At 37.5% G+C, this 26122-nt stretch carries 29 protein-coding genes and 2 tRNA genes; 15 read left to right on the forward strand and 16 right to left on the reverse strand.

Features of this window, described 5'->3' with window-relative positions:
- Positions 1-80 precede the first annotated feature (80 nt).
- The 5 genes from ABJ384_RS00745 (at position 81) to ABJ384_RS00765 (ending at position 5138) form a co-directional block, all read left to right on the forward strand.
- The gene (locus tag ABJ384_RS00745; protein WP_349929687.1) at positions 81-713 is read left to right on the forward strand and encodes a TetR/AcrR family transcriptional regulator; all 633 of its coding nucleotides are present in this window, start codon (positions 81-83) and stop codon (positions 711-713) included.
- Between the two features lie 157 nt (positions 714-870).
- Entirely contained in the window at positions 871-1434 is a 564-nt protein-coding gene (ahpC, locus tag ABJ384_RS00750; RefSeq protein ID WP_349928294.1) for an alkyl hydroperoxide reductase subunit C, read from the forward strand.
- A gap of 266 nt (positions 1435-1700) precedes the next feature.
- Positions 1701-2576 carry a pirin family protein gene (locus ABJ384_RS00755; protein ID WP_349928296.1) on the forward strand — a complete coding sequence of 292 codons (876 nt, stop codon included), beginning with the start codon at positions 1701-1703 and terminating at the stop codon, positions 2574-2576.
- Between the two features lie 426 nt (positions 2577-3002).
- Positions 3003-4301 carry an FAD-dependent oxidoreductase gene (locus ABJ384_RS00760; protein WP_349928298.1) on the forward strand — a complete coding sequence of 433 codons (1299 nt, stop codon included), beginning with the start codon at positions 3003-3005 and terminating at the stop codon, positions 4299-4301.
- A 3-nt stretch (positions 4302-4304) separates the two neighbouring features.
- Positions 4305-5138: a methyltransferase domain-containing protein gene (locus tag ABJ384_RS00765; RefSeq protein WP_349928299.1), complete on the forward strand. Its 834-nt coding sequence runs from the start codon at positions 4305-4307 to the stop codon at positions 5136-5138.
- Positions 5139-5220: 82 nt separating this feature from the next.
- On the opposite strand, the gene ABJ384_RS00770 is transcribed toward ABJ384_RS00765, so the two are convergent.
- Both ABJ384_RS00770 and ABJ384_RS00775 read right to left on the reverse strand, forming a co-directional pair.
- Positions 5221-5296 (reverse strand) — tRNA-Thr (locus ABJ384_RS00770).
- A gap of 139 nt (positions 5297-5435) precedes the next feature.
- Entirely contained in the window at positions 5436-5663 is a 228-nt protein-coding gene (locus ABJ384_RS00775; protein WP_086196493.1) for a hypothetical protein, read from the reverse strand.
- A 186-nt stretch (positions 5664-5849) separates the two neighbouring features.
- Between ABJ384_RS00775 and ABJ384_RS00780 the strand changes: the two genes are divergently transcribed.
- The 3 genes from ABJ384_RS00780 (at position 5850) to ABJ384_RS00790 (ending at position 6637) form a co-directional block, all read left to right on the forward strand.
- A complete protein-coding gene (locus ABJ384_RS00780) occupies positions 5850-5984 on the forward strand; it encodes a hypothetical protein (protein ID WP_257230586.1) in 135 nt (44 codons plus the stop codon).
- A gap of 66 nt (positions 5985-6050) precedes the next feature.
- Complete coding sequence (locus ABJ384_RS00785; protein WP_349928302.1) at positions 6051-6242, forward strand: hypothetical protein; 192 nt, start codon at positions 6051-6053, stop codon at positions 6240-6242.
- A gap of 200 nt (positions 6243-6442) precedes the next feature.
- Positions 6443-6637: a hypothetical protein gene (locus ABJ384_RS00790; protein WP_349928303.1), complete on the forward strand. Its 195-nt coding sequence runs from the start codon at positions 6443-6445 to the stop codon at positions 6635-6637.
- A gap of 272 nt (positions 6638-6909) precedes the next feature.
- Here the strand turns inward: ABJ384_RS00790 and ABJ384_RS00795 are convergent, their stop codons facing one another.
- A complete protein-coding gene (locus tag ABJ384_RS00795; protein WP_178905170.1) occupies positions 6910-7311 on the reverse strand; it encodes a (deoxy)nucleoside triphosphate pyrophosphohydrolase in 402 nt (133 codons plus the stop codon).
- Between the two features lie 95 nt (positions 7312-7406).
- On the opposite strand from ABJ384_RS00795, the gene ABJ384_RS00800 reads away from it, so the two are divergent.
- Both ABJ384_RS00800 and ABJ384_RS00805 read left to right on the forward strand, forming a co-directional pair.
- Positions 7407-7676 (forward strand): hypothetical protein, encoded by a 270-nt coding sequence (locus ABJ384_RS00800; protein WP_349928305.1) that lies wholly within the window; start codon positions 7407-7409, stop codon positions 7674-7676.
- Positions 7666-8775: an ImmA/IrrE family metallo-endopeptidase gene (locus ABJ384_RS00805; RefSeq protein WP_349928307.1), complete on the forward strand. Its 1110-nt coding sequence runs from the start codon at positions 7666-7668 to the stop codon at positions 8773-8775. Before ABJ384_RS00800 ends, ABJ384_RS00805 begins: the two co-directional genes overlap by 11 nt.
- Here the strand turns inward: ABJ384_RS00805 and ABJ384_RS00810 are convergent, their stop codons facing one another.
- The 6 genes from ABJ384_RS00810 to ABJ384_RS00835 all read right to left on the reverse strand — a co-directional run bounded on the left by ABJ384_RS00810 (position 8776) and on the right by ABJ384_RS00835 (position 14071).
- A complete protein-coding gene (locus ABJ384_RS00810) occupies positions 8776-9663 on the reverse strand; it encodes a hypothetical protein (protein ID WP_349928309.1) in 888 nt (295 codons plus the stop codon).
- Entirely contained in the window at positions 9664-10665 is a 1002-nt protein-coding gene (locus tag ABJ384_RS00815) for a thymidylate synthase (protein WP_349928310.1), read from the reverse strand.
- A 9-nt stretch (positions 10666-10674) separates the two neighbouring features.
- Positions 10675-10980, reverse strand: coding sequence for a DUF4031 domain-containing protein (locus ABJ384_RS00820; RefSeq protein ID WP_130144409.1), 306 nt, complete (start codon positions 10978-10980; stop codon positions 10675-10677).
- 182 nt (positions 10981-11162) lie between these two features.
- A complete protein-coding gene (locus ABJ384_RS00825) occupies positions 11163-12170 on the reverse strand; it encodes a hypothetical protein (RefSeq protein WP_349928312.1) in 1008 nt (335 codons plus the stop codon).
- Between the two features lie 31 nt (positions 12171-12201).
- Positions 12202-13482: an inovirus-type Gp2 protein gene (locus ABJ384_RS00830; protein ID WP_349928313.1), complete on the reverse strand. Its 1281-nt coding sequence runs from the start codon at positions 13480-13482 to the stop codon at positions 12202-12204.
- Positions 13483-13855: 373 nt separating this feature from the next.
- The gene (locus ABJ384_RS00835; protein ID WP_349928315.1) at positions 13856-14071 is read right to left on the reverse strand and encodes an AlpA family phage regulatory protein; all 216 of its coding nucleotides are present in this window, start codon (positions 14069-14071) and stop codon (positions 13856-13858) included.
- Between the two features lie 128 nt (positions 14072-14199).
- On the opposite strand from ABJ384_RS00835, the gene ABJ384_RS00840 reads away from it, so the two are divergent.
- Entirely contained in the window at positions 14200-15552 is a 1353-nt protein-coding gene (locus ABJ384_RS00840; protein ID WP_349928317.1) for a hypothetical protein, read from the forward strand.
- A gap of 174 nt (positions 15553-15726) precedes the next feature.
- On the opposite strand, the gene ABJ384_RS00845 is transcribed toward ABJ384_RS00840, so the two are convergent.
- The 4 genes from ABJ384_RS00845 to ABJ384_RS00860 all read right to left on the reverse strand — a co-directional run bounded on the left by ABJ384_RS00845 (position 15727) and on the right by ABJ384_RS00860 (position 17091).
- A complete protein-coding gene (locus tag ABJ384_RS00845) occupies positions 15727-16260 on the reverse strand; it encodes a hypothetical protein (protein ID WP_349928319.1) in 534 nt (177 codons plus the stop codon).
- Between the two features lie 63 nt (positions 16261-16323).
- The gene (locus ABJ384_RS00850) at positions 16324-16629 is read right to left on the reverse strand and encodes a hypothetical protein (protein WP_349928321.1); all 306 of its coding nucleotides are present in this window, start codon (positions 16627-16629) and stop codon (positions 16324-16326) included.
- Positions 16630-16646: 17 nt separating this feature from the next.
- On the reverse strand, positions 16647-16793 hold the full coding sequence (locus tag ABJ384_RS00855; RefSeq protein ID WP_004984451.1) for a hypothetical protein: 147 nt from the start codon (positions 16791-16793) through the stop codon (positions 16647-16649).
- Between the two features lie 22 nt (positions 16794-16815).
- Positions 16816-17091: a hypothetical protein gene (locus tag ABJ384_RS00860; RefSeq protein ID WP_349928323.1), complete on the reverse strand. Its 276-nt coding sequence runs from the start codon at positions 17089-17091 to the stop codon at positions 16816-16818.
- Between the two features lie 828 nt (positions 17092-17919).
- Here ABJ384_RS00860 and ABJ384_RS00865 point away from each other — a divergent pair.
- From ABJ384_RS00865 to ABJ384_RS00880, 4 genes are all read left to right on the forward strand, one after another.
- Positions 17920-18237, forward strand: coding sequence for a hypothetical protein (locus ABJ384_RS00865; RefSeq protein WP_349928325.1), 318 nt, complete (start codon positions 17920-17922; stop codon positions 18235-18237).
- 63 nt (positions 18238-18300) lie between these two features.
- Entirely contained in the window at positions 18301-19347 is a 1047-nt protein-coding gene (locus ABJ384_RS00870) for a DUF932 domain-containing protein (RefSeq protein ID WP_349928327.1), read from the forward strand.
- A 156-nt stretch (positions 19348-19503) separates the two neighbouring features.
- Positions 19504-20547 carry a lambda-exonuclease family protein gene (locus tag ABJ384_RS00875; protein WP_349928329.1) on the forward strand — a complete coding sequence of 348 codons (1044 nt, stop codon included), beginning with the start codon at positions 19504-19506 and terminating at the stop codon, positions 20545-20547.
- Between the two features lie 119 nt (positions 20548-20666).
- Positions 20667-21551, forward strand: a complete 885-nt coding sequence (locus tag ABJ384_RS00880) for a hydrolase or metal-binding protein (RefSeq protein WP_349928331.1) — start codon at positions 20667-20669, stop codon at positions 21549-21551.
- Between the two features lie 48 nt (positions 21552-21599).
- On the opposite strand, the gene ABJ384_RS00885 is transcribed toward ABJ384_RS00880, so the two are convergent.
- The 3 genes from ABJ384_RS00885 to ABJ384_RS00895 all read right to left on the reverse strand — a co-directional run bounded on the left by ABJ384_RS00885 (position 21600) and on the right by ABJ384_RS00895 (position 26001).
- A complete protein-coding gene (locus tag ABJ384_RS00885) occupies positions 21600-24302 on the reverse strand; it encodes an ATP-dependent RecD-like DNA helicase (RefSeq protein ID WP_349928333.1) in 2703 nt (900 codons plus the stop codon).
- Positions 24303-24563: 261 nt separating this feature from the next.
- Positions 24564-25727 carry an integrase arm-type DNA-binding domain-containing protein gene (locus ABJ384_RS00890; protein WP_349928335.1) on the reverse strand — a complete coding sequence of 388 codons (1164 nt, stop codon included), beginning with the start codon at positions 25725-25727 and terminating at the stop codon, positions 24564-24566.
- 183 nt (positions 25728-25910) lie between these two features.
- A tRNA-Ser gene (locus ABJ384_RS00895) sits at positions 25911-26001 on the reverse strand.
- Positions 26002-26122: the final 121 nt, after the last annotated feature.

The following is a 26122-nucleotide window of genomic DNA, read 5'->3' on the forward strand; positions in this document are numbered from 1 at the left end:
ATTTGGCACAAATGACTGCTTTTTAATAAAAAATGGTCTATGATTTTGCCTGGTCTCATCATGTATCGAAGCATATGGATATGCAGCAAGCCGATTTACTACACCGCATTTATCCCGGATGCCGTGCCGAACTAAAACGCATTTTGCTGCAAGACGCCTTAGAATGCTTTGTTGAATTTGGTATTGAAGCCACCAGTATTGAAATGATCCGTGAGCGTGCGGATAGCAGTGTAGGGGCGATTTATCATCACTTTAAAAACAAGGAAGGCATCGTGGGCGCACTCTTTAGTGCAGCCTTGCAAGATCAGATGCAGCAGCGCACAGTAGCATTACAGCAAGCCCGAGGCGTGCAACAGGGTGTGACGGTCATCATTGGTCGATATATTGACTGGGTGGTGCAGAACCCCGACTTTGCCCGCTTCCTGTTTATGGCGCGTAGAGGGTTAGGGACAGAGCAGAATGCAGCAGTTGCAGTACAAAACCAGCAACGTAATCAGGCGGTATTTGTCTGGTTACAACAGCAGGCCGATGAAGAGATTGCGCAACTTGCAAAGATTCCAAGAGAATTGCTGTTATCTTTAATGCTAGGTGCAACTGAAAGTTATTGTCGGGCCTGGCTATCACACAAAGTCAGCACTTCTCCAACCCTATATAAACAGGCATTGATTGATGCAGCTTGGCAATCTATCGCGCAGTTTCCCGCTTATCCTTAAATCGATCCAAACGATAAAAAAGTAAAGCAGGATAGAATTAATTAATCTAAAAATCCGATAATTTTTATAAAAAAGTACGGTTTTACCTATTTTATAATCTTTCGTATTCTAGCTTCACCAGATAAGCAATCCCGGAAACGAGCTAGAGGAATATCTCATGAGTTTAATTAATACTGAAGTGAAGCCATTCAACGCAACAGCATATAAAAATGGTGAATTCATTCAAGTCTCTGAACAGGACATGATCGGAAAATGGTCAGTAGTATTTTTCTATCCTGCAGATTTCACTTTCGTTTGTCCAACAGAATTAGGCGATTTAGCCGATAACTATGCTGAATTCCAGAAAATGGGCGTAGAAATCTATTCAGTATCGACAGATACCCATTTCACTCACAAAGCCTGGCACGACTCTTCTGATGAAATCAAGAAAATCCAGTACAGCATGGTGGGTGACCCAACCTGGACCTTGGCGAAAAACTTCGAAGTGTTAATTGAAGCGGAAGGCCTGGCAGACCGTGGGACTTTCGTCATTGATCCTGAAGGTAAAATCCAGATTATCGAAATCAATGCTGGCGGTATTGGCCGTGATGCGCAAGAACTTCTACGTAAGGTGAAGGCTGCACAATATGTCTATGCTCACCCAGGTGAAGTTTGCCCGGCAAAATGGAAAGAAGGCGATGCAACCCTTGCACCTTCAATTGACCTGATCGGTAAAATCTAATCTCAAGTTAAAATACTCTCCTAAAAATCCAGGACTTCTGTTCTGGATTTTTTTATGCAGTTTCCCAGTAAAAGAACAAGATAGATCATCCTGGCTATAGGACAATGATGATATTGATCTGAATGGAATGCTTTTTTGTATTAAATTTGAGGGAAAAAAATCCATTATCCCATTCTTGGGACGCTGTATATTGCGCTGTGGCTAGGCTGGAATCTTTAAAAAATCTAAGATAAGTGCATATTGTTTCCTAGAGATAGGAGTTTGAAATGAAAAAAATTATTGGCGTTTACCGCAATCAGAACATGCGCTGGGTCGGTGACGGTTTTCCAGTGAAAAACCTGTTTTCCTATGATCGCCTAGGGCAGGCAATCAGTCCATTTTTACTTTTAGATTATGCAGCACCCTACCATTTTAGCCCAACGACGCAGCAGCATGGGGTCGGCTCACATCCACATCGCGGCTTTGAAACCGTGACGATCGCCTATCAGGGTGAAGTGACGCATAAAGACTCGGCCGGTGGTGGTGGAACCATTCAAAGCGGTGATGTGCAATGGATGACGGCAGGAGCAGGTCTGGTACATGAAGAATTTCATTCAGCCGAATTTGCCCAAAAGGGTGGTCTGTTTGAAATGGTGCAGCTTTGGGTCAACCTGCCTGCAGCAGACAAAATGACCGCACCGAAATATCAGGCCATTACAGCAAAAGACATTCCAGTCATTAAGTTTGAACAGGATGCCGGGTATATCCGGGTGATTGCCGGAAACTATGCCGGGCATACAGGTCCTGCTTCAACCCATAGTCCGGTCAATGTCTGGGATGGTGAATTAAAAGCTGAGCAGGTTCAGCATCTGCATATGCCTGTCGATCATAATGTGCTGCTGGTGTTGCTGTCTGGTGAAATGCAGCTGAATGGAACGCAGCACGTACAGGACAGCTCGATTGTGATGTTTGCTCAAGATGGCGAAATTGATATTCGAGTTGAAGCACTGCAAGACAGCAAATTTTTGCTGCTGACCGGTCAACCGTTAAATGAGCCAATTCAAGGCTATGGACCCTTTGTGATGAATAGCAAAGATGAAATCATTCAAGCATTTAATGATTTTAACAGCGGTAAGTTTGGTGAAATTCCGGTTACAGCTTAAGTCGCTATTCACTGGATTGATTCAAAAAGAAACAGCCCCTAAAAATTGAGGGGCTTTTTTGCGAACTGAATTTTTTGTTGTCGGTATATTTGTATAGTTGTGGCTGATGAAAACGTGATGGAGTTATCAGGTTTTAACTTTTTCTATCATAATAATATTGGAGGGTTTTGTAAAACGTTAGTTAAAAAATTGGTTAATATATATTACTTTTTTTAAAGGTTTTTTGTTTTTTATGTTTTAAAAATAAGATAATTTATTAAATTTATTTCAAGGTTTTTTCTATATAAATAAATGTAATTTTTGACTTTATATGCATCATGATGAGTTTTGTTAAAAACATACATTCTGGAATATTTTAATACCGCCTTTTAAGCCGGCTTGGTTCATAATTTCAATAATCTTATGTGTAACTGACGGATAATAATTTTGGATATTGCAGTTATTGGCAGTGGCATGGCTGGGCTAGCTACCGCAAGAATTCTTAAAGATGCAGGACATAGCGTTACTATTTTTGAAGCCTTGGCAGGTCGTGGTATGGATAGCCATAGCATTGAATTCGAGGGCGGCCTGATTGATGCTCCCCTGCGTGTCATGAACCCGCATTTGTGGAAAAACACCCTCAGTCTGGCGGCCTATCTGGGTATCCAGACCTTTCCTGTACGTACCTATATGGCATGCAGCTGGTTATTTGAAGACCGTACAGAAACCTGGCTGACCACCTCACGCAGCCGTATTGGTAATTTTCCGATTATTAATAACCGTAAAGGCATTCAGCAATATGGCTGGCGCATGGTGAAAGGCATGCTGCAGTTGAAGACGGCGATTGCGAAATTCTTCAGATCGAAGCACCAGGACATCACCCTGGCTGAATTCATTAATCATAATGATATAGAAGAAGTGTTCTGGCATGGTGCTGTAATGCCGGTATTGTATACCATTTGTACTTGTAACCCGAAAACCATTGGCGACTGGCCTGCCAAACCCTTGCTGGTTTTCTTGCGCCAATTGACCGATGGCGATGCCTTGCTGCGTCTACAGGGTGGGACACCGGCCCTGGTCGACAAGCTGATTGAAGGCATTGAAATTCGTGGTGGTTCTGCCATTACCCATATTCAACAGCAGCAAGAAAGGGTATTGATTGAAAATGAACAAGGCGAACAGCAGCTGTTTGATCGTGTGATTGTCGCCACACCGACCAATAAAATTGAAACATTCCTGGATAACCAACAATTTGCTGATGATATTGCGCTGTTAAAGAAATTTAAATTTGAGCAGGGCCAGCTGGTGATTCATACCGATCAATCGGTAATGCCACCAAAACGCAAAGATTGGGCTGTACTCAGCTACATGATGGACCGTAAATTTACCCGTCAGCAATTTACCGTCTGGCTGAATTCGGTTGAGCCAACCTTGGTCGGTAAATCGCCAGTATTCCAAACCTGGCAGCCGGTGACAGAGATTGATCCGAAAAAAATCATCTCCTCAGTGAGCTTAACCCGTGCTGTAGTAGATTCACAAACAGTAGCTTTAAATAAAGAACTGCAAGCCCGTCATCATGATTTAAACCGCAAAGTGTTCTATTGCGGTTCATGGTCTTGTGATGGATTGCCTGTACTGGAATCTGCCGTGACTTCAGCCATGCATATTGCAGAGATTTTAGGTGCACCATTGCCGTTTGCCGGATTAAAACCTAAAGTTGAGGTTGCTCCACAACTCGGCTACTAAGATATGAAATGGCTTCAAGCGATTCGGCAGAAACTTCCTCAACATAAATACGCAATCAATGCGAAACAGTTAGGAGATGATGCCGTACTCGCCTGGAGCAATCTGGGCTATTGGGATAATGCAACATCGTCCTATCCAGAAGCTTGCCGTCAATTGGCAGATCAATTGGCGCAAGCGGTAGCTTTAACTTCCAATGACCATCTCCTGGATTTAGGCTGCGGGCAGGGGGCAAGTTTACTGTACTGGCAACAGCACTATCGGGTTCAGCATATTGAAGCCGTGGAACTGCAAGCCAGTTGTGTCATGCAAATTCAAAAACATTTTCCGCACATTACGGCCATTTACCCGCAATCCTTTTTAAATTTAAAACAGATTCCTTTTCAACAGCGCTTTGATGTGGTGCTGTGCATTGATGCTGCTTACCATTCCAATTTAAATTCATTTCTCGATTCAGTGGACAGTGTTTTAAATTCAAAAGGCCGACTGGGTTTTCATTATTTAATCTTGTCCGAGCAATGGTTGAATTTAAATGCACTACAAAAGCAAAAATATAAGTGGCTGCTCAAGGCTGCAGATGTGAATCTGGAGCATTTGATGACCGCATCTGGATTAGAACAGACCTTGCAGCAACATGGTTTTAGCGATATTGAAATTCGCGATTTGTCCAAAGCCGTTTTATACGGATTTGCAAACTACTTTCAACATTTGCAGCAATTGCCACAGCAGGGTACAGGGCTAGATGCCTTTAAAATTCGCATGACTGCAAAACTCTGTCAGCAGCTGTATCAGGATGGGTTGGTCAATTATGTACAGATCAGTGCAACAAAGAATGCCTGAGACTGGGATAAAGTTCTAATTTTTAAAAGCAAAGTACAAAAACAACAAAGCCTCACTAAAAAGCGAGGCTAAGTATAAAAAATGGTGCCGGCACACGGATTCGAACTGTGGACCTACTGATTACAAGTCAGTTGCTCTACCAACTGAGCTATGCCGGCAACGTGCAGAGAATAATAGCGAATTTAGTTGAAAACGCAAGCCAAAAAATGAGCGGTTGAAAGAGATGACTTGGTCTTGATCGGTTCAATTTTTCCCGGTCATCTCGTCAATTGAATAATTGGTTCTCAATTTAAAAGACTATTTACTCCTTAAAATCTGATCCAGGTCTTGAGCACATTCTTCTAAGGTTAAAGCCATATCGATTTGCATTTGTGGTTTAAGTTCGCTGGCCAGTTTGCGCCATTGTTCGATCAGTCGCAGGGCTTTTTGAATTTTATGTTTATTCATATCCTTGGCAATCGTTGGAGTATAACCACCACGTTTAGCATTCTTGATTTGTTTGACATAATTATTGCTGGTATTCATATCTACTCCCGAATAGCAGTTTTTCTATGTGTTCAATGTGCTGTTACAGGTCGACTTAAGGCTCTGTTATATGATTGTTATCATGGAAATATTGCATTTATATGATCTTATTTCAATAGGTTCATTTACCTTCTGAACTTGCGAAATAATAGCGTGCAGTAATTGTGCCATTTAGGTGGCATGTGAATGAAAGATCGGACTTTACAGGCTTTTGGTAATCAATGTGAAGCTGATTTCATCGCGGTTGTTGCAGATCAATCATCTAGAGATATTACATTTACAATGATGGAAATTGAAACATGGCTGGAGTTGGAAGATTAAATTTAAGGCGTAGATTAATGCTGATGTAGCGCAACTGATTAATGGCAATGCACAGGATAGATAAACATGACTGAACAAGATAATTCACAACCAGATCAGCAAAAACAGCCTGTTCCTTTAATTCAATATCCTGATCAGCAGAAACACCCTAATCTACCCAACCCACAACCGGACCAACCCGACCAGCATATCGGGACAGCCAATCCGCAAAAAAATCCGGACGAACAGCCTGAAAATCCAATCAGACAACAAAAATAAAGGATTTTCTGTAGGTCTTGAATGAGGCATTCCGTTCTTATCATTTCATTGGTAGGGATAAGTAACTTTTTTCTGGCAAAGTGCTCTGATGAGGATTGTTTATCAATAGGCTAAAGGAAAATATATAAGATGACAAAACGGACCAAAATGATCAGTACTGTCGTGGTACTTATGTTTATCGCCATTGCTGCATTGCTGCATTGCTGTATTTTCAGTCCAACAAGGAACAGGAATTTGGTGGCTTTGAGGAGGGGACAGAGCAATACTATGGCTATCGCTATGCACAAGACAATCTTAAATCTGTAGATCAATGTGATGATGATAAAGATGATCCGTCCATGAATTTCAACGAGGAATTTTTTCAGGGATGCCAGAAATATTTTGAAGATAAATAATGTTTCAAAAGCAGAGAATATAAAAACCTCAATCTTGACGATTTTTCCCAGTTTATTTTCATGGTTTTAGAACTGCTGGGTATTTTTGCTGAATAGTATACGATAAAAAAAGGCCTAAACCATTATAGTTTAAGCCTTTCATCACTGCTTTGGATTGCAGTTCTTTCGAATTTGGCGAAAGAGGGATTCATATTTTCAATTTAAGTATTTAATATATATTGTTTTATTTTTATTTATCTGCTCTTTATCCCCCAATTGTCCCCCAGGCTGTCTTAGGGTAGGTAATTGTTACATAGCAAATCTACAACAGGTAGATCTGCTTCAGCCCAATCTAAGCTTTTTAATTCATTAGTTGAGAGCCAGAGAATTTTTCTATGGTCAGATAAAGTAATTTGCTTATTATCGATTAAACCTTCAAAAAAGGTGATATGAACACTAAAATCGGGATAGTGATGATAAACATCCAATAAAAAACTCAAAGAATGTATGGAGGTGTTAAGTTCTTCTTTTATTTCTCGGATCAAACATTCTTCTAAAGATTCATTAGGCTCGACTTTGCCTCCAGGAAATTCAAACTTGAATGCTAAGTAATCAAATTTATTGTCTTTACGTTGGGCGCATAAAAATTTATTATCGTCTTTTACAACGGCAGCTACAACTTCAATATATTTCAACTTAAACCTCAGTTCACGAGTGTTTTTCGACCGATATGATAATTTCATTTAGATCAAAAGAATTACGAGATAATGCAATCAATGAGTTTCTGGGAATGCAACACTACCCTCCGAAATCATTAGCAATCTTAAAAACAATTTTAACATCATTCAGCGTTGCTACAAGTTTGAAAGATCTGCCATTTTTTTTAGTGAGTAAGGTAATTTACACTAAAGAAAACCATATCTTACTTAATATTGATAATTTTGTTTTACATTTTAGTATTGCCCATGAGAAGCCTCCAAAGACTCAAAGTGGTACAATCAATTGGGATGTGATTTCTCGTTTGCAATTAATCAATATAGGGGAAAAAAATGCTGATTAATGGTTTTCAGCCGAATTGGATTCAATCCCCTGGCAAAGTAATTAATCAATTTATTCTTTTATCCAATATTGACCTTAAATCAATTAGCAAGGATGACTTAGATTTATTGGAAAAAATTAAAACAGAAAAAGAAAAAATTAATATAAAAAATATTGATACTTTATCTAAAATTTTTGGTGGATCAGATGAGTTTTGGTTGAATTTACAATATCAATATGATGAACATGTTGAGCGGTTTTCACATAAAAAAATTGACCCAAATTTTAATGAATTTAAAAATATTATAAGTGAGTTAAAGTCTGAGAAGTGGCTACCATTGACTGATTTAAATTATTTGGATCAGATCAATTTAAAAGCTTTTTATGGAATTAGTGAGTTTCAGGCTTTAGAAAGCAAGACTATAGTATCCAATGTTTTGGGTTCTAAACTTAAAACTATTGGAAAATATTCAGTTTCTGATTTGAATTTAGCAACTTACATTAGGAAAGTTGAGCTTGAGGCGAGAAAACAGTTCGGTCTTAGTAATTTAAGTTGGAACAAAGATAAACTTTTATTAAAACTAGGTGAAATAAAAGAACTCACTAAAAGTCGTAATATATTGGATACTCTTCCCGAGCTAATTAATTTATTAAATCAATGCGGTGTGGCTTTAGTTTTTGCCCCAACACTTTCGAAAACACCTATTTGTGGATTGGCCAAATTTTTAGAAAATGGAAAGGCTATTATAGCATTAACACCTAAATACAATAGGGACTATGTATTTTGGCAAACACTATTTCATGAAATTGGTCATTTAATATTGCATGAAAATGAAATGATATTTTGTGATGAAGATGATATACAAGAAGGGAAAGCATCTATTGAGATAGAAGCAGATCATTTCATGTTTAATACGTTACTTTATCCAATTAATCATGAAGACTTAGAAAACTATGTTGATTTAAGACTAATAAGAAGAAGTAAATTAGAAGGCTGGAAGGAAATATGTAAAAAAGCTAGAGAGCTTAATATCTCTGCTAGCCTCTTAACAGGTATATTAAAAAAAATGGCACTGATCCCTTACTCTTACTATTCGGATAGGCATCAGAATATTTTATGATTAACCTGTATATGAAACATATTTATCAGGCGATTTTTGCCAATTACAGATAGCATCTTCGAATTCTTGATAGCCGACACCTAAGTGATCTGCCAATTGAATTGAAAGTTGATCTAGATCATGGTTGGAAAGTTGTCCAAAAAGCCTTTTAGCTCCAGCTTTGGGTCCTGTTGATCCTGCTATATGACAAGAATTAGCTTGTATAGGAGCTAGCTGAGTCTTGTAAATTAATGATAGATAATCAAACATACCTAATCTTGCGAATCTGTAAAATTTTAATTCTTTAGATAAGCGTTTGAATTGTTCCTTAGGTTGTTCATTTTGATTTGGCTGAAATAGCTGTTGGTGTCCACCGCTATTATTTACAATATCGATGTAGGTATCTATAACATCTCTTAATTGAGAGAATGACTCATATTTTCTGTGATTACCAAATTTTAGTTTCATGCCTGACGAGTTATAGCGAGACACCCAGTCGTCTACTAACGTTGGGTTATTACTGACATTAGCCCAGGTTAGACGAGGTGACTGACCTAAATTGTTATAAAAACTTTTAGTTAGACTCCAATTGGAATGGTAATTTTCTCCAAAATGAGTTGTTAAAAATGCCAACCAAAATGCTTCATCTAAGTTATTATTCTTGTAGTATAAAATCGCGCGAAGGGGATCGAATAGTGAGCAATTCGGATCTGTACGTTTTATATCTATTTGTCTAGATTGAATTAATTGAAAATAGTAAACACGATTGATACTATCCACTAATTGTCGACTTAAAACATCTATTTCGATCGGGAATGCAGCAGCTGGTATAGGGGTTATATTTTGACTAAAGTCATTAATTTGTATAGCAATTGCATTAGCCATTACATCTTTTTGATTAAAATTCATTTAAATAGCCTTACTTAACAAGTTTTGGATTCGCTTATTGATAAATGCTTTAATAGGGAGACTCGAGCATTTAGTCTCTAGAGCCTGTAAGCCTGAGATATTGGTTTCTTCAAATTTAATAAAAAAATAGGCAAATAGAATAATAGCCATTTCTTTAAATATTGGATCTGTTAAAAGATCTAACTGGCTAACATCACAATTTTTATTAACCCTAAGATCATATTCAATTTCTAATAATTTTTTTAAACTATCTTCTAACACTATAGGATTGATTGGTGTCATTGAAGCGTGATATTGCCAACCTTCTTTAGTCAAATAGTGATGTATTTGAGGTAAAGAATCATCGTAAATATGGAGACTACCAACTATATGAGTGTACTCTCCTAATTCGAGGTTAGGATACGTTGATATTAATCTAGCAAGCATCAGCTCTTGAAAAAGAGTAAAGCTAAAAATATCGTGTACTAATCCCAAAGCAGCATCATTTGAACGCATGTAGCAAGTTAAATGTAATTTATTATCTCTTATAAAAAATTGTAGGGTGCAGGTACATGGGATATCTCTAGTGTCGTTTCCCGTTAGATCAGTCTTAGAATAGAGAGCTATAACCGCACGGCGACTTGAATATGAGTTTTCTAGTAATTTTACAATATGTTCAAATTGGCTTGGTTGACCAAATATTCTTGGACCATAAGCACCAGGAACAGGATCTGTGGTTTCTTCATTGAAATTAATACGATCTCTGTAGTCTTTGATGTAATACTCAATAAAATCGATTGAGTCTGAGTTTGATAAATACCAAAGAAACTCTCCTACACAGCTAATTACTCTGCTTCTTACCTCAGATAAACTAACCCGAGATCTTGGATTCAATAGAGTCAGTACGCAATTGCGGACTTCCTGATTAGCTCCCCTCGTAGGAGTGACTTTTTCTCCGTGTTCTAAGATATATTGATAAGTTTTATGTAGTAAATCATCTATAGATTCTTCTTTAATATGCATATTTCATCATTAAAATAGTTCAATTTGCGACCTATTATAAGTTTTGTTTTTATACATATCTAACTGTATTTTTAGTTTTTTTCCACAAGCTATAATTGTTTTTCTATCTGCTAAGGATGCACCAAGTATTAATGCTAATTGTCTTTTTTCGATTGTAATATCATAGTGCGGATAGGATGCAGAACGATGAAACCAGCATTTTTTAACGCCGATATTAGCTGCAAAACTATGTAATTCTTCTAGATTATCAGCCATAAGATGGCACCAATATTTTCCTTTATAAGGGACATTGGAGTTGTCGACATAAATAGGCATGGGTGTCTCCGAAAAATTTTGTCGATTCTATATATATTTAGTTTGAGTTCCAACTCTACTTATAATATTTTATTGAGAATAATAAGTGTTTATCATATTTATCAAAGCTATGCCTTAAAAATTTTAAGATATAAAAAAGGGTTCATGCAGAACCCTTAGATGGGAATAAAAAAGACTATAGGTTAAACATTGCCTGTGTATTCCTTCCACACATACGTAATGCCATTGCCTTTATAACGATAAAAACTAAGTGGTTCATGTACACGTTCAATCAGTTGTAACCATGTCTTTTGAACGATACCTTGTCCATCATAGCAATGGGTGTGTTTGGGCTCTGGAAAAATACCTTGAAGTTGATAATCTGAGCAAGTTAACTCCCATTGTTCTTTGAGCAAAGGTAAATAATCGATTTCATCGCCGAGGATGTAAATGAATGCTTGTGCTGTTAGCTTATGATCCAGCCCTTTGACGATCCGCCATTGAATATCACAAAGAATACCACTGAGCTGTTTAGCTCCATGTAGCCACTGGAAGTATTTCTTCAGTACCTTTATCGATTCTTTCTCTGCTTCTTCCTGTGTCTGGTAATGAGGTGGGTCAGTCTGCGTAATCAATGGTAACTCTAAAAAAATGCAATTGGCTTGGTCTTGTGTTTGCATAACGCGTCTGAAGACTGTTTTCTGTTCATTACGAAGTTTTTGCACTTGTGCTTCATATTTATTCGCTTGGAGCTTTGCTTTAGCGACGTATAACTGACCACGAAAAAAATCAAAGTTATTTTCAAATATATAGTTTGGAACGGGCTGTGGTGAGGTCACTACACCAATATTTTGCAGTGAAAATTGATGAAAGGCCTTTAAGTGAGGATGGGGTTCAAAACCTTCAAATAGATCAATGAAATGAGCAAATAGCGGTGCTTGCTGTAGGCCCCAAACAAATAGTGGGTTCATAGCAGGGTATGGGCATGCTGCTGTTGGTTTAGGATGGACTTTAATTTTAGCCTGTTCTAACTGCTTGGTGAAATTTATCAGTCCGAGTGCGATTTGACTAAATAGAATATCCCCAAAAGCAGGACGAACCATTGTAACGTTTGAGGTAAAACCACCATTTCCACTCGGATAAACATTCGGTGGTGTTTGAGTATGATTTATAAATAAAGGCTGTGCGTTTGGTGCAAATACTGGGTTCATGTTAAAAATCTCTGTAATAGGGTTAAATAGATCAATAATTTTTGGTTAGGTTCGGACGACCCATTTGCTCACGCAGATGAGGCAAAATGCCCGTATTAATTGTTTTGACGCGTTCTAAGCTGCTATGTAAGACGTACTGTTCAAACTTAGCGAAATAGTGAATAACTTTCGCAATGTTGTCGTACTTGGTTTGATCATCACGGTTGATGACGCCTAGGGCATCGTATTTGTACTTTTGACGATTTTTCTTGGTATTGCAGTTGAAGTAGCAATGCTTGCCACCAATCTGAAGGTCCCACATCTCACCAATCATTTGAGCTAAGCTAATGTCTTGACGATGCTTACTACCACAAAAAAAGAAAAATCCATGAATGTGTAAAGCCTGATCTATGCCATATTCAAGCTTCCAAACGTAGCCTTTTAAATGCAGAGACTTATTGCGACGCAGTTTCTGTAAAATCGTATGAAAATGCGTTACGATTTCTTTATGCGTTAGGTGTTTCTTATCTGCTGGTAGATACAGGTCAACACGAATACCCAGTAAACGTGAGTATAGTTTGCGAACCATATCGACGTATTTCAGTACATTCTTTTCACGCCTTCTTGCCATCTTCCGACGATCATTCACTTGCTGGACAAATTTTGGATCTTCTAAGCCATCAAAAATCCCTTTAACAAAGCGATTGGTATACAAAGCAATCGAATCTTTGCGTTCGATAACTTTCCCTTTGGCATCTGCTATCATCATTACATCATTGGGAAATTTAATTAAATCGAAAAGATAATCTTGATCATTCGGTAGCACTTGGTTAAAAGTTGCTGTTACTAGATCAAATTCTGCACACTTTAAATGCATTGGTGTCTTTAACTTTTTTGTCGCTAATAAAAAACTTCGAATTAATTCCAGTAATTCGGGATAAATCAATTCCCAGTGATCTGAAACTAAGTCATTTTGTTTTGATTTAATCCAGCGATAGAGGTAAGTCGCATGATATTTCTTAATTTGATTACATATAAGGATTGCATTTAGACAAGCAACAATTTGCGGGTCTAGCTGTTGTTTAACGAGCAGGTTGGTGGTCAGTAAGTTTCGTACTTCAGCACTTTTGTCCGCATCATTTGAGTAAGCATGGTCTTGCTCAACACCTGTACTGACTTCATCATAAGGTTCTGATGATAGTTCTTCGATTTCATATTCAACCTCAGTTGATGGCTCCAGCTCTTCTGGAGGAGATACAGTCTGTATGGGTTCAAGTCTATCTCCCACTTCAAAGAAGCTAGGTAGAAAATGATCTATTTGTTTAATCGTCATAGATATAGTTCCAATCTGTAAAAAAATACAAATTGCTGCCATCTAACCTATAGTATGTATAGAATCTGAATATGATCTCTAATCTATAAGATATTGAATTCAATACGTTGTGTGTACAAACTGAATGGTTTGTACTAATTGAACTGATATCGAATCTATTATTTATGTTCTGTATAAATATATAGATCAGTAGATTATATAAATAACCATATTAATCATGTATATATGTTAATAGTGTATATGTTAATCATATAGAATACAGACTAAAAAATTAGAGGCAGCAACGGTTAACAAGGGCACTTGAGATCAAGCCCCTATCTGACATATCGATGAATTTCTGTTCTGCGTGAGTGAAAAGATAAGCACTTCAGGCTTATGCTTTTTTCCCCAATAACCATTGATGAACTTCGTGTTGGAACCATCCTACTGAGGAGACTCCGATTTTTATTGGCGTGGGGAAATCTTTGTCATACCTTCGACTTCGCGGATTGAGTTTTTCATAGACTGAACTACGAGATATTCCGCATGTTTCAATGACTTCTGGCAAGCGTAGGATTTTTATTGATTCATTTTTAAGATCACTAGTCATGATCGAACTCCATAGAATGCATTGGTTTTGGTTCGACTGGATTGTGATTTATGGTGAATATATTCTTAAGTGAAAAAATAATATATTTTATAAGTATCTGAAAATTATATTAAAACTGTAGGTGTAACTTGGACGTAGATTATTGTGCAGTACGATTTAAGCGAAAACTAGAAATTATTAACTTTATCAATCAGATACAGAGTTCAGAAGAATTTAAAGAATTTTATGATTGGTTTGATCTATTTTACGAACTTGAAATTGTAGAGTTGGTCAATGATTTTGAGTTTGAGCTATCCAATAAGCCACAGATTTCGCAAAATTATATAATTGAGAATTGGATTGAAAATTATATTTTTGATCGTATTCAGTATGGCAAGCATAAGGTAAATAGGGGGCTTGAAACATTAGTGATGGATCACTTAGGCAGTGGAGCCTTTTATAACAAAGTCGAAAAACTTCGATTGAAGTTTAAGCAATATTTGCTTGATCATCAGCAATTAAAAAATGCTTATTTAAAATTAACAAAGCATATTGATATACGTTGTTTGGTTAAATATCCCGCCAATCCTGAAAACTTATTTCTAACGTGGTTTAGCATCGTAAATTATTTTGCAAAGATTGCGCGATTAAATCAGAATTTAGATAGTGACAAACACTGGAAATCACCACATTTTGAAGAACAAATATATAATTATTTGAATGATTATGAGTACTTAGCCAAGAATAACGGATATAGATTAGGGCATAAGACAATCGACGATATGACTTTGTTTAATGATGAGTATCGAAGCGAAAAATATCTAAGCTTGCACTTAGCTGAAAATTGTAATGTTCCTGTAGCTCATGTTTTGATCGAATATTTGGAATTTTTAAAATTTGATTTAAATAGTAGACTATTGACTAAAAATGCAAGTACTGAGCAAAAATCATATTTAGATCAATTGGATAAAACTATTCAAACCCTTTATTCGCAAAATAAACAGAACGCACCCAAAGGTGCGGGAATAGACAGGTTACTTTGCTGCACCGTTTATAATTTAATGGTTCAGCGTGGACAGATAGATAAAAATACTGATATTTATGAGTCAATCAAAATGCTGCTTGATTATTTGGCAGAAATTCTACGAAGATCACAAGTTGGACTTGATTATGATGGTTCACTGTCGAACAAGTCTCACCTTAAGTTAGTTGTTTATGAAACTGAATATTTTGATGAAGATGAACTTTTTATGATTTTGGGTTTATACAATTCACGAGATATGCCATTTTTAAAAATATTTAGGCCAAGTGAGGAAAGCAATAATAAGCGTATTCAACCAACGTGTTTTGAACAAGATGACCCAAAGCTCGAACGCATGGTTAAAGTGAGGGTGAATCGGAATATCGAATTATTTACGATAAAAGCAACCAACCTCTATCAACTGATTAAAGACGAAAAAGATAAGCTATTCAGTTTTGAAAATTTGTATGTTTTTGAGTAAAAAACGTTATTTTTCTAAGGTAAAGACTCATCTTTACACTCGTAAAAACTGCCAAAATTACGATTTTTTACGCTAAATTGGCCACACTGCTGACTAGAATCGGTCAGCAGTTTCGCCCAGTATAACATCAAATTTCGCGTTACCAAACGCGTCAGAATTTGGTGCTTTGAATGTCTAAAAATTATAGGTATAGGTCAAACCACTGTTGGTAGTGATGGTCACCTCACGCACATTTTCAGCAGCGCAACCGAGATAGACTTGAGCCACGGAGCCATAGCGCATATTTTGATAATCATAAAAGCCTTTGGTTCTACAATTACCACGATTGATTGATACGTTGGTCAAACTGGTTGGATCATTATTCAGAGAGATGATATTGAGCTTATCTACATAGCCTGTCATGGAATATTGCGATTCATCACGATGGACACGGACTTCGAATTCTTCCTGTAAGGGTGGTTCCTGTGACAATTCCGTCATTTGCTCAGCATCAGCACCATTTTCTAAAAATGATTTATCAACGACAAAATCATCTTCGGATTGATTGCTCGTCTCAGACTGATCGGAAGTGTTATTCGCGGTAGAGGCCGTATTTTGATCTGCTATTGCTTTGGGTTCTACTGTGGCTTGAGATTCTTTGGCTGGACTACATGCGGTTAAGCCCAGTAACAGTAAACTGGATATAAGAATCGGGTGGATCAGTTTCATGGCTGAATTCCTAAAAAATTGCTTATTTCATCTATGAATAAAGTCGTCGTTCGTTCTGAGTGGTTATTTACATTTATCTTTGTGAACCGATTGCACCAAACGTGGTTCAGTTTTGTCTGTATCCAGACGTAGGCAAATGGCTTTCTTTGTTTTGATTGAGCTGGAAATCAGTTCTTCACCCTGAATTGGGTTGGCTCCACCTGCGTTATAAACTTGATAGCGTTTGCCAGTGGTAGTTTTAAAACTAAAGGCATCGCCTGATTCACTAAAGCCTTCGATCTTTTTGACGATGACGGTTACTTTATTAGATTGTGCAAACAGTGAAGTGCAGATCAGACTAAGGCCACAGGCCAAGATGAGTTCTTTCATTTTGTTATTCCTCTAGCTTAGTTCTTAAAAATGGTCACAGGCCAAACCACGGCTTTACCGAGATTGTAGGCATAGCTGTAATGTGCGGTACTGCTGCAATTCTTGAAATACACTGAGCAAATCAGTGCGATCAGCACATAGCCGATAATTAAATAGTTTTTCATATGTTTCCCCAGATACTTGAATTTATGACTGGCATTGCTGAACAGCGTTTGCCATGACCACGTTAAAATCTTCAGGTGGCTGCATGCTTTCTCGAACCGTGACATCCGCCATTTGTTGCATAAATTCAGGTGAGTAATGCGCTTCGACTTTGTCGTAAATACAGCTACAAGTAGATCGGTCTAAACCACCTGCCTGACAACCTGCTTTAAAGTCACGTTTGACTTTGCTGTCACAGGCAGTCAGCAGGGTGCTACTGAAGGCAATGGTGATTACTCCAAACCAAGTTTGATATTTCATTTCTGTTCCAAATCATTGTTATCTATTGTTCTAAAGTCATACGGATGGTTTTATTTATGCCAGCCTGCCAGATAAATCAGCAGCCATAGTCCGCCAAGCACAAAAACAAAGGGGCCTAGCATCGCCACCACGACGACAATTAAAATCAGCTGTGCGATCAATTTCATAATGTTGTTCCAGCACAAAGCAGCCCCTGAATGAAAAACTCAGTGGTTGAACAGTGCGGTGAAATGAATCAGTGCACAGAGGTTAAATAAAATGTAGGAATCGGGATGAAATGCCTAAGTCGAGAACTAGGTATAAATGAGGCGAGTGCAGGGGAAGCACACAAATTGAATAGCGTCATAGATGACTCCTGTATGTATAGAAGTTCTACCGAATCACTGTCAATTGATTATGGTGGCAGAACGAAAAGGGGTTGACAGACTGGACATACAGAACCAGCACGCGCGAACGCGTCCCCCTCCCGTTCTACCGCAAAGGGGGACGAGAAGGTTTTACGCACGTAGAGAATACTCAGAAGAATAAACCCTGATGCGCTGTATGAAACGGTCTGTCAAAACCGACTGGCAATGTAGGCCAGCCCTTGCATCATAATCGCTGATAAAAATCAGGTCAATTGATCGCTGTATCAAGTCATTAAAATTGATCTAAAAAAGCGTCGATTAAAAACACATTCTAAAAAAATACAGATACATATCATCTGAATGAGAAGCATGTGGCTCCTTCAAAACAGCCCTATGCAATAACCCGATTCACGTTTTGCCTGCTTTCCCCCAAAGCAGGCTTTTTTTATTTCACTCATTTTTTATTACAGGAATTAGTTAGATGAGTTTGTCATGTCCTTATTGCCAGTCCCGAGACACGGTACTGCTGGAATCTCCACAACATTTAGTCATCAACAGCAATTCACCTTCAGCGCAAAACAATGTGATGTCACCTCTGGCACTCGCGACCTTGGGCATCAGTGTTTCGAAAAGTTTAAACGTCCCCCCAATTGCAGGCGCCCTCGTCGGGGTGCTGATCGGTGGCATTTGGATGCTGATAGCGGAAGATGAAGTTCAAAGTAACTCCCATCCTGTTTATAGCCGACATTATTACTGCAATGACTGTGACCGCGATTTTAGTCCGAGCATCCGTAACTAATTTTTAAATGAATTTATCCAATTAACTTTTACAGCAATTTAACTTTTTATAGGAATTACAATCATGGCACATCAACTTGAACAAATGGCCTATGTCGGTGAAACTCCTTGGCATGGCTTAGGCAACCCACTCACGCAAAACCAACCGATTGAAGTCTGGGCACAACAAGCAGGTATGGACTGGCGCATTGAATCTTCAGATGTCAGCTATATGGCTAAAAATGATCGTGGACAAAGCATCATCATGCCCTATGAGGAACAACGTGTTTTATATCGTTCTGATACCCATGCACCGTTGTCTGTAGTCAGCCAACGTTATCAAGAAGTGCAACCTAAACAAATCTTAGAGTTTTACCGAGATTTAACAGAACAATCAGGCTTCGAACTGGAAACGGCTGGTGTACTGAAGGGTGGGAAGAAATTCTGGGCATTAGCCAAAACTGGACAGACCTCAGCTTTAAAAGGCAAAGATGTCAGTAATGGCTACATCCTCTTAGCCACAGCATGTGACGGGACACTGGCAACCACAGCACAATTCACCAGTATTCGTGTGGTCTGTAACAACACTTTAGCGATTGCCTTAAAGGGACAAAACTCAAGTGCAGGTGTAGTCAAAGTCCCGCACAGCACTAAGTTTGATGCCCAGAAGATCAAACAGCAATTGGGGATTTCAGTCCGTGCGTGGGATGAACACATGTATGAAATGAAGCAACTCAGTCAACGTAAAGTCACACAGACTGAAGCGGCAGCGTATTTTGATGCCGTGTTTAATAACACCAGCCTGAGTCCAATGGAGCAGGACGAAGGCATTATTCAGTTCTACCGCAATGTCGCCACTCAAGCTAACTCAGCCACGAAAGCTGAAAACAAAACTGAACCGAATGGACGTGCCATGTCTAAAGTCATGACCATGTTTAATGGGCATGGTCGTGGGGCAGAACTCAGCTCAGCCAAAGACACGGCTTATGGCTTACTTTGCAGTATCACTGAGTTTGCCGATCACGAACGTCGTGCCATGAGTCAAGATCACCGTCTAGATTCTGCATGGTTTGGTGCTGGAGCAGGGCTTAAGCAACGTGGATTAGAACAAGCTTTACGCATGTTGGCCTAATTTCAAAGCATCCATTGATTAGCCTAAGCTGACTCATCGCCATATCACCATACTTAAACGCTCAACCTTACAAATGACTTAACTACTTTATTCAAAGCTGTGTCTACGGACACGGCTTTTTTTATGCCCAAAATTTAACAATGACAGGAAATCGCTATGAACTCAGCCGTAATTCATCCAAACAACGCAACACTGAATATTCATGCCAATCGCCCAAAACTGTTTACTGCAAAACGCTTCGTAGAGACTAAAAATATGACTCAGGCCGAATGGCTGGAAGTCAGACGCAAGGGCATTGGTAGCAGTGACTGTGCCGCAGCCTGTGGTCTGAATCCTTATATGTCGATGCTAGAGTTATGGATGATCAAAACAGGTCGAATCCAACAGTCGATAGAAGATGAAAGTGAAGGCCATGCACCCTTGTATTGGGGGAAAAGGCTGGAGCCCTTAGTTGCGGAATACTACAGCATGCATACCAACTATAAAGTCCGTCGGGTCAATGCGGTGTTACAACATCCTGATCCAGACAAGCATTTTATGTTAGCCAACTTGGATTACTCAGTTGTTGGAGATGCCGATGTACAAATACTGGAGTGTAAAACCGCAGGGGAGTATGGGGCCAAACTGTGGAGAGACGGTGTACCTTTATACGTACTCTGTCAGGTACAACATCAATTGGCTGTGACAGGCAAAAAGGCAGCACATATCTGTGTCTTAATTTGTGGACATGAAACACGTATCTTTAAAGTCACCCGTTCAGAATCGGTGATTCAACACATCATCAATGCAGAGCGTTACTTCTGGGATTGTGTAGAAAAGGACATACCTCCTGAAGCGGATGCCAGTGAATCGGCAGCCAAAGCATTGCAACTTTTATATCCAGAACATGTACCACTCAGTACGACTGACCTGTCTGAAGATGAGCAAGCAAATCAGCAGTTTGAGCAACTGCTTCAAGCTCGTAACCAAGTTGAAAAGCATCAAGAGCAATTTGACCTACTTAAACATCAGCTACAAGCCAAGATGCAAGAGGCTGAACGTGCCACTTTTAAAACGGGTTCGGTGACATGGAAAAAGCCCAAAGACTCAATCAGTTTAGACACGAAGGCTTTGCTGCAGTCACACCCTGAATATCTCAATCAATTTCCACAAGCCAAGCAAGGCACACGGCGTTTTCAGATTTATGCCAATGCTGGATAAGTCTATTTTTATTTATACAAGCATCACACGAAATACCAACAAGCAAATTCATATCAGCCCATGCCCATAGCATGGGTTTTTTTATACCTATTCAATTTACAGAAAAAGAGGAAATCAACATGATCAAAGGTTTAGCCATTACACCACCCATACTCGGCAGAATCAGTATCGGCAAGATGGTCGAGAAAAATGGTAAACGCGTCCCTGAAAAGGATGATCAATTTACCTTGACCTCTCAAATTCAAAATAAAGAGGGCTGGGTGAAACATCCACTGGATGAGCAGCTTAGAGCTAAAGCACCCAATCAAAAACTCAGAAGTATTCCCGTACGGATGATCTTTAATGATCCTGATCTGAATTTACGTGCTGAGTACACTCTATTTGACCGACAAACAGGCCGTCCTGTCTGTGTGGGTAACGGTGAAACTTGCCAACGATTGACTAATCAAGGGGTAGAACAACATCCCTGTCCATCACCTGATCTCTGTCCATTGGCACAAGGCGGGTTATGTAAGCCTTATGGTCGTCTGTATGTCAATTTAGATGAGTCGGATGAGCTGGGTACATTCATTTTTAGAACCACTGGTTTTAACAGTATCAGGACTTTAGCCGCACGACTCAGTTATTACCACGCAGCATCCAATGGTTTACTGTCATGTCTACCGCTACAACTGACACTGAGAGGGAAAAGTACCACACAAAGTTATCGTACCCCTGTGTATTACGTGGATTTAACACTGCGAGATGGAATTCATTTACAAGAGGCGATTCAAATGGCAAAAGAAATTGACCAACAGAGTATTGCTGCAGGGTTTAACCAAAGCGCTTTAGATCAAATGGCTCGGCAGAGTTATGCCAATGCCCAATTCGAGGTGGGCGGGGAGGAAGGAATGAATATTGTTGAAGAGTTTTATCAAAGTGAGGAACGACGCCAGAGTGTAGTTCAGAACGAGTCTTTTAATATCCAACAGGAGTTAAAAGGATCTGTAACAACTTTTATTTAAAATGTTATAGAGGAGAGTCCAATCCCTCCTCTAACACTTAAAATGAATTTAATTAATAGTTCTTAACTTTTTTCGACTTGCAAGCAAATGAACATCTTTAGCATTATTAGTGCGACATAATTTTTTTAGGACATTCTGTTGTGTTTCCGGAGTCCAAAAAATCTTTAAATTTTCACGAGCTCGAGTTATAGCAGTGTAGAAAATACTATGTGTTATTTCATCTTCATTCGCATCAGTAATAACAATTTTTACAGAATCATATTCAAGCCCTTGTGCTTTGTGAATTGAAACAGCGTAAGCTACTTGAAATGGAATAATGGCATTTAATGAGTCATCATCGTCATCACTATTGTCAGAATGGTATACTGAGAAACGTACAATAGAGCCCCTGAGCCACTCAAGATCGGTTCCATAGACATCGAATTCAGTTAATGGCCTATCTAATTCAATATCAAATTGAATCCCTCCAGCAATTTCTGAAATGTCAATAATTTTTCCTTTTAAGTTATTATAAATGACAGGTCTAAATCTTTCAGTTTCAGAAAACAAAATAGGATCTCCAACTTTATAAGTTGTTACTCCCCAAGTAATTGATTTTCCTGAGTTACTGCTTTGAAGAAAACGATTAATATTATTTATTCCATATAGTCCATCATAATTAAGGCATAGAATAATTTCATCATTAAATTTTTTTTCAAATAAATTATTATCTAAGATTGTTGTATATTGATTGCGAACCATTAATTCAGAAATATCATCTTCAATATTTCTTACTTTACCCCAAAAATTCAATAAATTTAGATTAGATGTTCTATAAGGTGTAATTAATTCAAACACAGATTTTTTATGTATAAAAGACCTAATAGTACTAAACCAATTTCCAAATTGTATTGATTCAATTTGATATACATCGCCAACTAATATTAATAATTTAAAAGAAGTTTTATTTAAAACATCTAATATATCTGTGTTGCTTACAGTGCTGCACTCATCAATAATAAGTAAATCATATTCTGTAGATGAATTTTGCTTACTGATATGGCTTTTAATAGTACGAAATTCGGAATTTTGAGCACTTATTTTACGTTTTAGATTATCTATAGCTGGATTTGTGTGTGCTAGAAATAATTTTTTCTTATCATTAAAGTAATGAGCTATATGATTAACCATAGTTGACTTGCCAGTACCAGCAGCACCATAAATTATGGCTACTTTAGAGTCGCTAAATAATTGTTTTAATGCATCGACTTTTACAGGATCATCAATTGACATTGGTAAGGAGTTCATCCAAAGATCAACCGCTTGGGTATAACCAGCGATACATTCTACAGAGAATTCTTGAAGTTTTTTTACAATAGTATAGGTGTCATTCTCATATTGATTTATAAAAATATGACCTTTATCAGAAACTAACTTTCTATTTTCTCTATGCTTAGAGTAAAGTTGATTATTGAATTTTAAAATTAAATCTTCAATAGGACTAAAATTTTGTATTTCATTTAAGGGAGTATAGAGTATACCTTTTTGTTCAATATTGTTTTTTATACGTCTTACCAAGAACTCTTCATGACATTCACTAGAATCTATACTTTCTATTAAATCTATTAATTTAGGATTATGGCCTCTTAATGATGTACAAAAAGGCATTTGCTCGAAAGGAATACAGCTATAAGAGAGATTTAGGTTAGATAACAATGGACACCCACGGGAATCATATTGTGATTTTATTATCTGATTGTTCATTTTTAGCATTAAATATCTTAGAGTTTTATACCCAGAAGATTTATTTAAACATAAAGTTCTAACTCTATCTAAAATTTTAAAAATTTGACTGTTATTAAGGTCATTTACTACTGCTTGTATTTTTATCTGGTTATATATATTATCATTTGTTTCTATTAAATCTAATAATGTTCCTGATCTTTCAGTTAGCCAAGCCATTAAAAATTTATATTCATTAGATTTGGTGTTAATTTGGAGTCTTGATCCTAGAATCTTTGCATAGTTATTGAATTCACATTGTCTAATTGATATTTCCCAATTTCGGATAATTATAATTGGCATGTTATATCCTAACACTTTAATTGATTCATTTTGAAGTGTTAAATTACAAGAATATTCTTTAGAAATATCTATATTTGTAAATGCGATTATTCGATCATATTTATTAACTTTATTAAAAGCACGATAAAATGTTACTTCATAATAGATGAAACCATTAATATAGAAAGGGCGAGTCTTATGAATATAGTATTTGCCTATTCTATAATTTTTAGATTCTCTTTGATTAAAGTAGTTAATTTTTTCTGAAATTTTTTCATAATATTCACGAAGAGATGGATCTAAGTTTATAGGGAATAGCTCTAAATTTTTAAGTATCGAAATATTAAAATTTTGGTTTAATAAATTTCTTATTCTATAAAGATATTCATAATACTTTAACATTAATCTTTCTGAGGAATCACCATCTAGTGTATAGTGCGAAGCACTTATTTGAAGTAATTTATGAAATTTACCAAGAAAATTAAATTTAGATTGACTTTTAACGAAAAATAAACCTGATTCAATTAATGGATAACTAAATTCAGTGTGTAGTGAATTAGATTGTAATGCTACTGCAATACCTTCAACTAAATTTCGAAGTTGAGAAAGGATGTTCTGGGAAAGTATTTTTCTCTGATCTTTTAATGCTTCAATATTTTGACAAATTACTGTATCAGCATTTTGTATTTGTATTAGAACTGTTGACAAGACTCTAACCTCTTAATTTTTAATGTATAAAAATAAAAAAATCTGAATAAAGTTAAGTAAGAGAGTTCTTAGATCTCTTTGAAAAGTAGTAAATTTATTAAAATATATAGTAATTTTTGACAATTAACATCATGTTTGAAGAAACCATAATTTTTGTATTGGGCATTTAATGCTTAGAATTTGTTTTGTTGCACAGATACCTAATTTTTTACTTTTATCTGTTGATGAGCCTTAAATTCAAGTTGATAGGCTCAAACAGCCTTATTCCCTCAATCCATCAATAAAATCAGACCATTCCTGCATCATTTTTGTTCTATATTCTAAATGTTGTGCGTGGTTATAAGCTTGAGAAACAGCATTACCCACAGTGTGAGCTAACTGTATTTCGATTGCGTCATGCATATAACCTTGCTCATGTAATGTTGTTGAAGCAAGTCCACGAAAGCCATGCCCCGTCATTTTACCTGTGTAACCCATGGTGCGAATCGCACTTAAAAGAGCATTGTTGCTTAGTGGTTTAGCTGTACTGTGATTATAAAATACAAATTGCTTGTTGCCAGTTAGTGGTTTTAGTTCTTCGATGAGTACGATAGCTTGTCTAGATAAAGGAACAATATGGGGTAGAGCCATTTTCATTTTATAAGCCGGGATGCGCCATAACTTATTTTCAAAATCAATTTCATCCCATTCCATGTTAATGAGCTCAGCTGTTCTCACAAAAGTTAAAGTCATGAACTGCAAAGCTGTCTTAACGAGAATATTACCGTGATAATGATCCATACGTTCTAAGAAAGGAGGAAATTCAGAAATATCTAAGCGAGCCATATGCTTCACTTTACGAGGCTTTAGAGCTTCCTGAAGGTGGGGAGTAGGATCGTTCTCGATTAGACCTTTACGAATTGCAAAACGGAAAATACGCCCAGCTAAAGGTATGGAGCGTTTAGCCATCTCTTGGGCACCACGAGCTTCAATTTGTTTAGCGCAAGCAAGAACATCTTTACCCTTAATTTGATCAATAGGCATATGTCCTAATGCTGGAAAAAGATCTTTTTCAAATACAGACAAGTCGCGTAAATATGTGCCTTCTTTAATAACAGGCTTTCGATCCTCCATCCATTCCATAGCTAGGGATTTGAAAAGAGTACTATCATTTATTTGTTGTAAGCGTTCATTCTTTATAGCATTAGGGTCAATATTATTATAAAGCTGAATACGTGCTTCATCACGTGCACGGCGAGCTTGAGCAAGTGTGATCTCTGGATAGCTACCAATTGTTAGGGTGCTTTCACGCCCATTAAACCTATATTTTAAACGCCAGAACTTTCCACCTGAAGGTGTAACCTCCAGATATAGTCCTTTTTCGTCAGAATAGCGCTTTTTTTTATCAAGTGGCTTTATTTTTCTAACTTGAGCATCAGTAAGCATTTTTAATGGTATCCGTGCAAATTGGGGGACGAAAAATAACTTAAAAAGTCTGTCCCCCAATTATCCCCCACGATATGGGGGATTGCAATGGATGTGCTGGGATTTCACAAAACAATAAAAAAGGCTTAAACCATTACAGTTTAAGCCTTTTTGGATCTTATGGGACTGCATAAGAATTGAATTTGGCGGTGAAAGAGGGATTCGAACCCTCGATACGCTATTAACGTATACACACTTTCCAGGCGTGCTCCTTCAGCCACTCGGACACTTCACCATTGCGCCGCGATGATAGCGAAAAAAAGCCCTTCTGCCAAGTTGAAACAATTGATTTAGAGCAAAAGTTTTTGCTCAATGATATGATTGCGAAAAAATAGTGTTCAAAACGAAGACGAAAT

The organism is Acinetobacter sp. A1-4-2 (assembly GCF_040233925.1).
Lineage (GTDB): Bacteria > Pseudomonadota > Gammaproteobacteria > Pseudomonadales > Moraxellaceae > Acinetobacter.

Excerpts from the sequence above, each read along its gene's own strand:
- ABJ384_RS00745 (WP_349929687.1), top strand. The coding sequence starts at position 81 with ATGCAGCAAGCCGATTTACTACACCGCATTTATCCCGGATGCCGTGCC.
- ahpC (WP_349928294.1), top strand. The coding sequence starts at position 871 with ATGAGTTTAATTAATACTGAAGTGAAGCCATTCAACGCAACAGCATAT.
- ABJ384_RS00755 (WP_349928296.1), top strand. The coding sequence starts at position 1,701 with ATGAAAAAAATTATTGGCGTTTACCGCAATCAGAACATGCGCTGGGTC.
- ABJ384_RS00765 (WP_349928299.1), top strand. The coding sequence starts at position 4,305 with ATGAAATGGCTTCAAGCGATTCGGCAGAAACTTCCTCAACATAAATAC.
- ABJ384_RS00775 (WP_086196493.1), bottom strand. The coding sequence starts at position 5,663 with ATGAATACCAGCAATAATTATGTCAAACAAATCAAGAATGCTAAACGT.
- ABJ384_RS00780 (WP_257230586.1), top strand. The coding sequence starts at position 5,850 with ATGAAAGATCGGACTTTACAGGCTTTTGGTAATCAATGTGAAGCTGAT.
- ABJ384_RS00785 (WP_349928302.1), top strand. The coding sequence starts at position 6,051 with ATGACTGAACAAGATAATTCACAACCAGATCAGCAAAAACAGCCTGTT.
- ABJ384_RS00800 (WP_349928305.1), top strand. The coding sequence starts at position 7,407 with ATGCAACACTACCCTCCGAAATCATTAGCAATCTTAAAAACAATTTTA.
- ABJ384_RS00805 (WP_349928307.1), top strand. The coding sequence starts at position 7,666 with ATGCTGATTAATGGTTTTCAGCCGAATTGGATTCAATCCCCTGGCAAA.
- ABJ384_RS00810 (WP_349928309.1), bottom strand. The coding sequence starts at position 9,663 with ATGAATTTTAATCAAAAAGATGTAATGGCTAATGCAATTGCTATACAA.
- ABJ384_RS00815 (WP_349928310.1), bottom strand. The coding sequence starts at position 10,665 with ATGCATATTAAAGAAGAATCTATAGATGATTTACTACATAAAACTTAT.
- ABJ384_RS00820 (WP_130144409.1), bottom strand. The coding sequence starts at position 10,980 with ATGCCTATTTATGTCGACAACTCCAATGTCCCTTATAAAGGAAAATAT.
- ABJ384_RS00825 (WP_349928312.1), bottom strand. The coding sequence starts at position 12,170 with ATGAACCCAGTATTTGCACCAAACGCACAGCCTTTATTTATAAATCAT.
- ABJ384_RS00830 (WP_349928313.1), bottom strand. The coding sequence starts at position 13,482 with ATGACGATTAAACAAATAGATCATTTTCTACCTAGCTTCTTTGAAGTG.
- ABJ384_RS00835 (WP_349928315.1), bottom strand. The coding sequence starts at position 14,071 with ATGACTAGTGATCTTAAAAATGAATCAATAAAAATCCTACGCTTGCCA.
- ABJ384_RS00845 (WP_349928319.1), bottom strand. The coding sequence starts at position 16,260 with ATGAAACTGATCCACCCGATTCTTATATCCAGTTTACTGTTACTGGGC.
- ABJ384_RS00850 (WP_349928321.1), bottom strand. The coding sequence starts at position 16,629 with ATGAAAGAACTCATCTTGGCCTGTGGCCTTAGTCTGATCTGCACTTCA.
- ABJ384_RS00855 (WP_004984451.1), bottom strand. The coding sequence starts at position 16,793 with ATGAAAAACTATTTAATTATCGGCTATGTGCTGATCGCACTGATTTGC.
- ABJ384_RS00860 (WP_349928323.1), bottom strand. The coding sequence starts at position 17,091 with ATGAAATATCAAACTTGGTTTGGAGTAATCACCATTGCCTTCAGTAGC.
- ABJ384_RS00865 (WP_349928325.1), top strand. The coding sequence starts at position 17,920 with ATGAGTTTGTCATGTCCTTATTGCCAGTCCCGAGACACGGTACTGCTG.
- ABJ384_RS00870 (WP_349928327.1), top strand. The coding sequence starts at position 18,301 with ATGGCACATCAACTTGAACAAATGGCCTATGTCGGTGAAACTCCTTGG.
- ABJ384_RS00875 (WP_349928329.1), top strand. The coding sequence starts at position 19,504 with ATGAACTCAGCCGTAATTCATCCAAACAACGCAACACTGAATATTCAT.
- ABJ384_RS00880 (WP_349928331.1), top strand. The coding sequence starts at position 20,667 with ATGATCAAAGGTTTAGCCATTACACCACCCATACTCGGCAGAATCAGT.
- ABJ384_RS00890 (WP_349928335.1), bottom strand. The coding sequence starts at position 25,727 with ATGCTTACTGATGCTCAAGTTAGAAAAATAAAGCCACTTGATAAAAAA.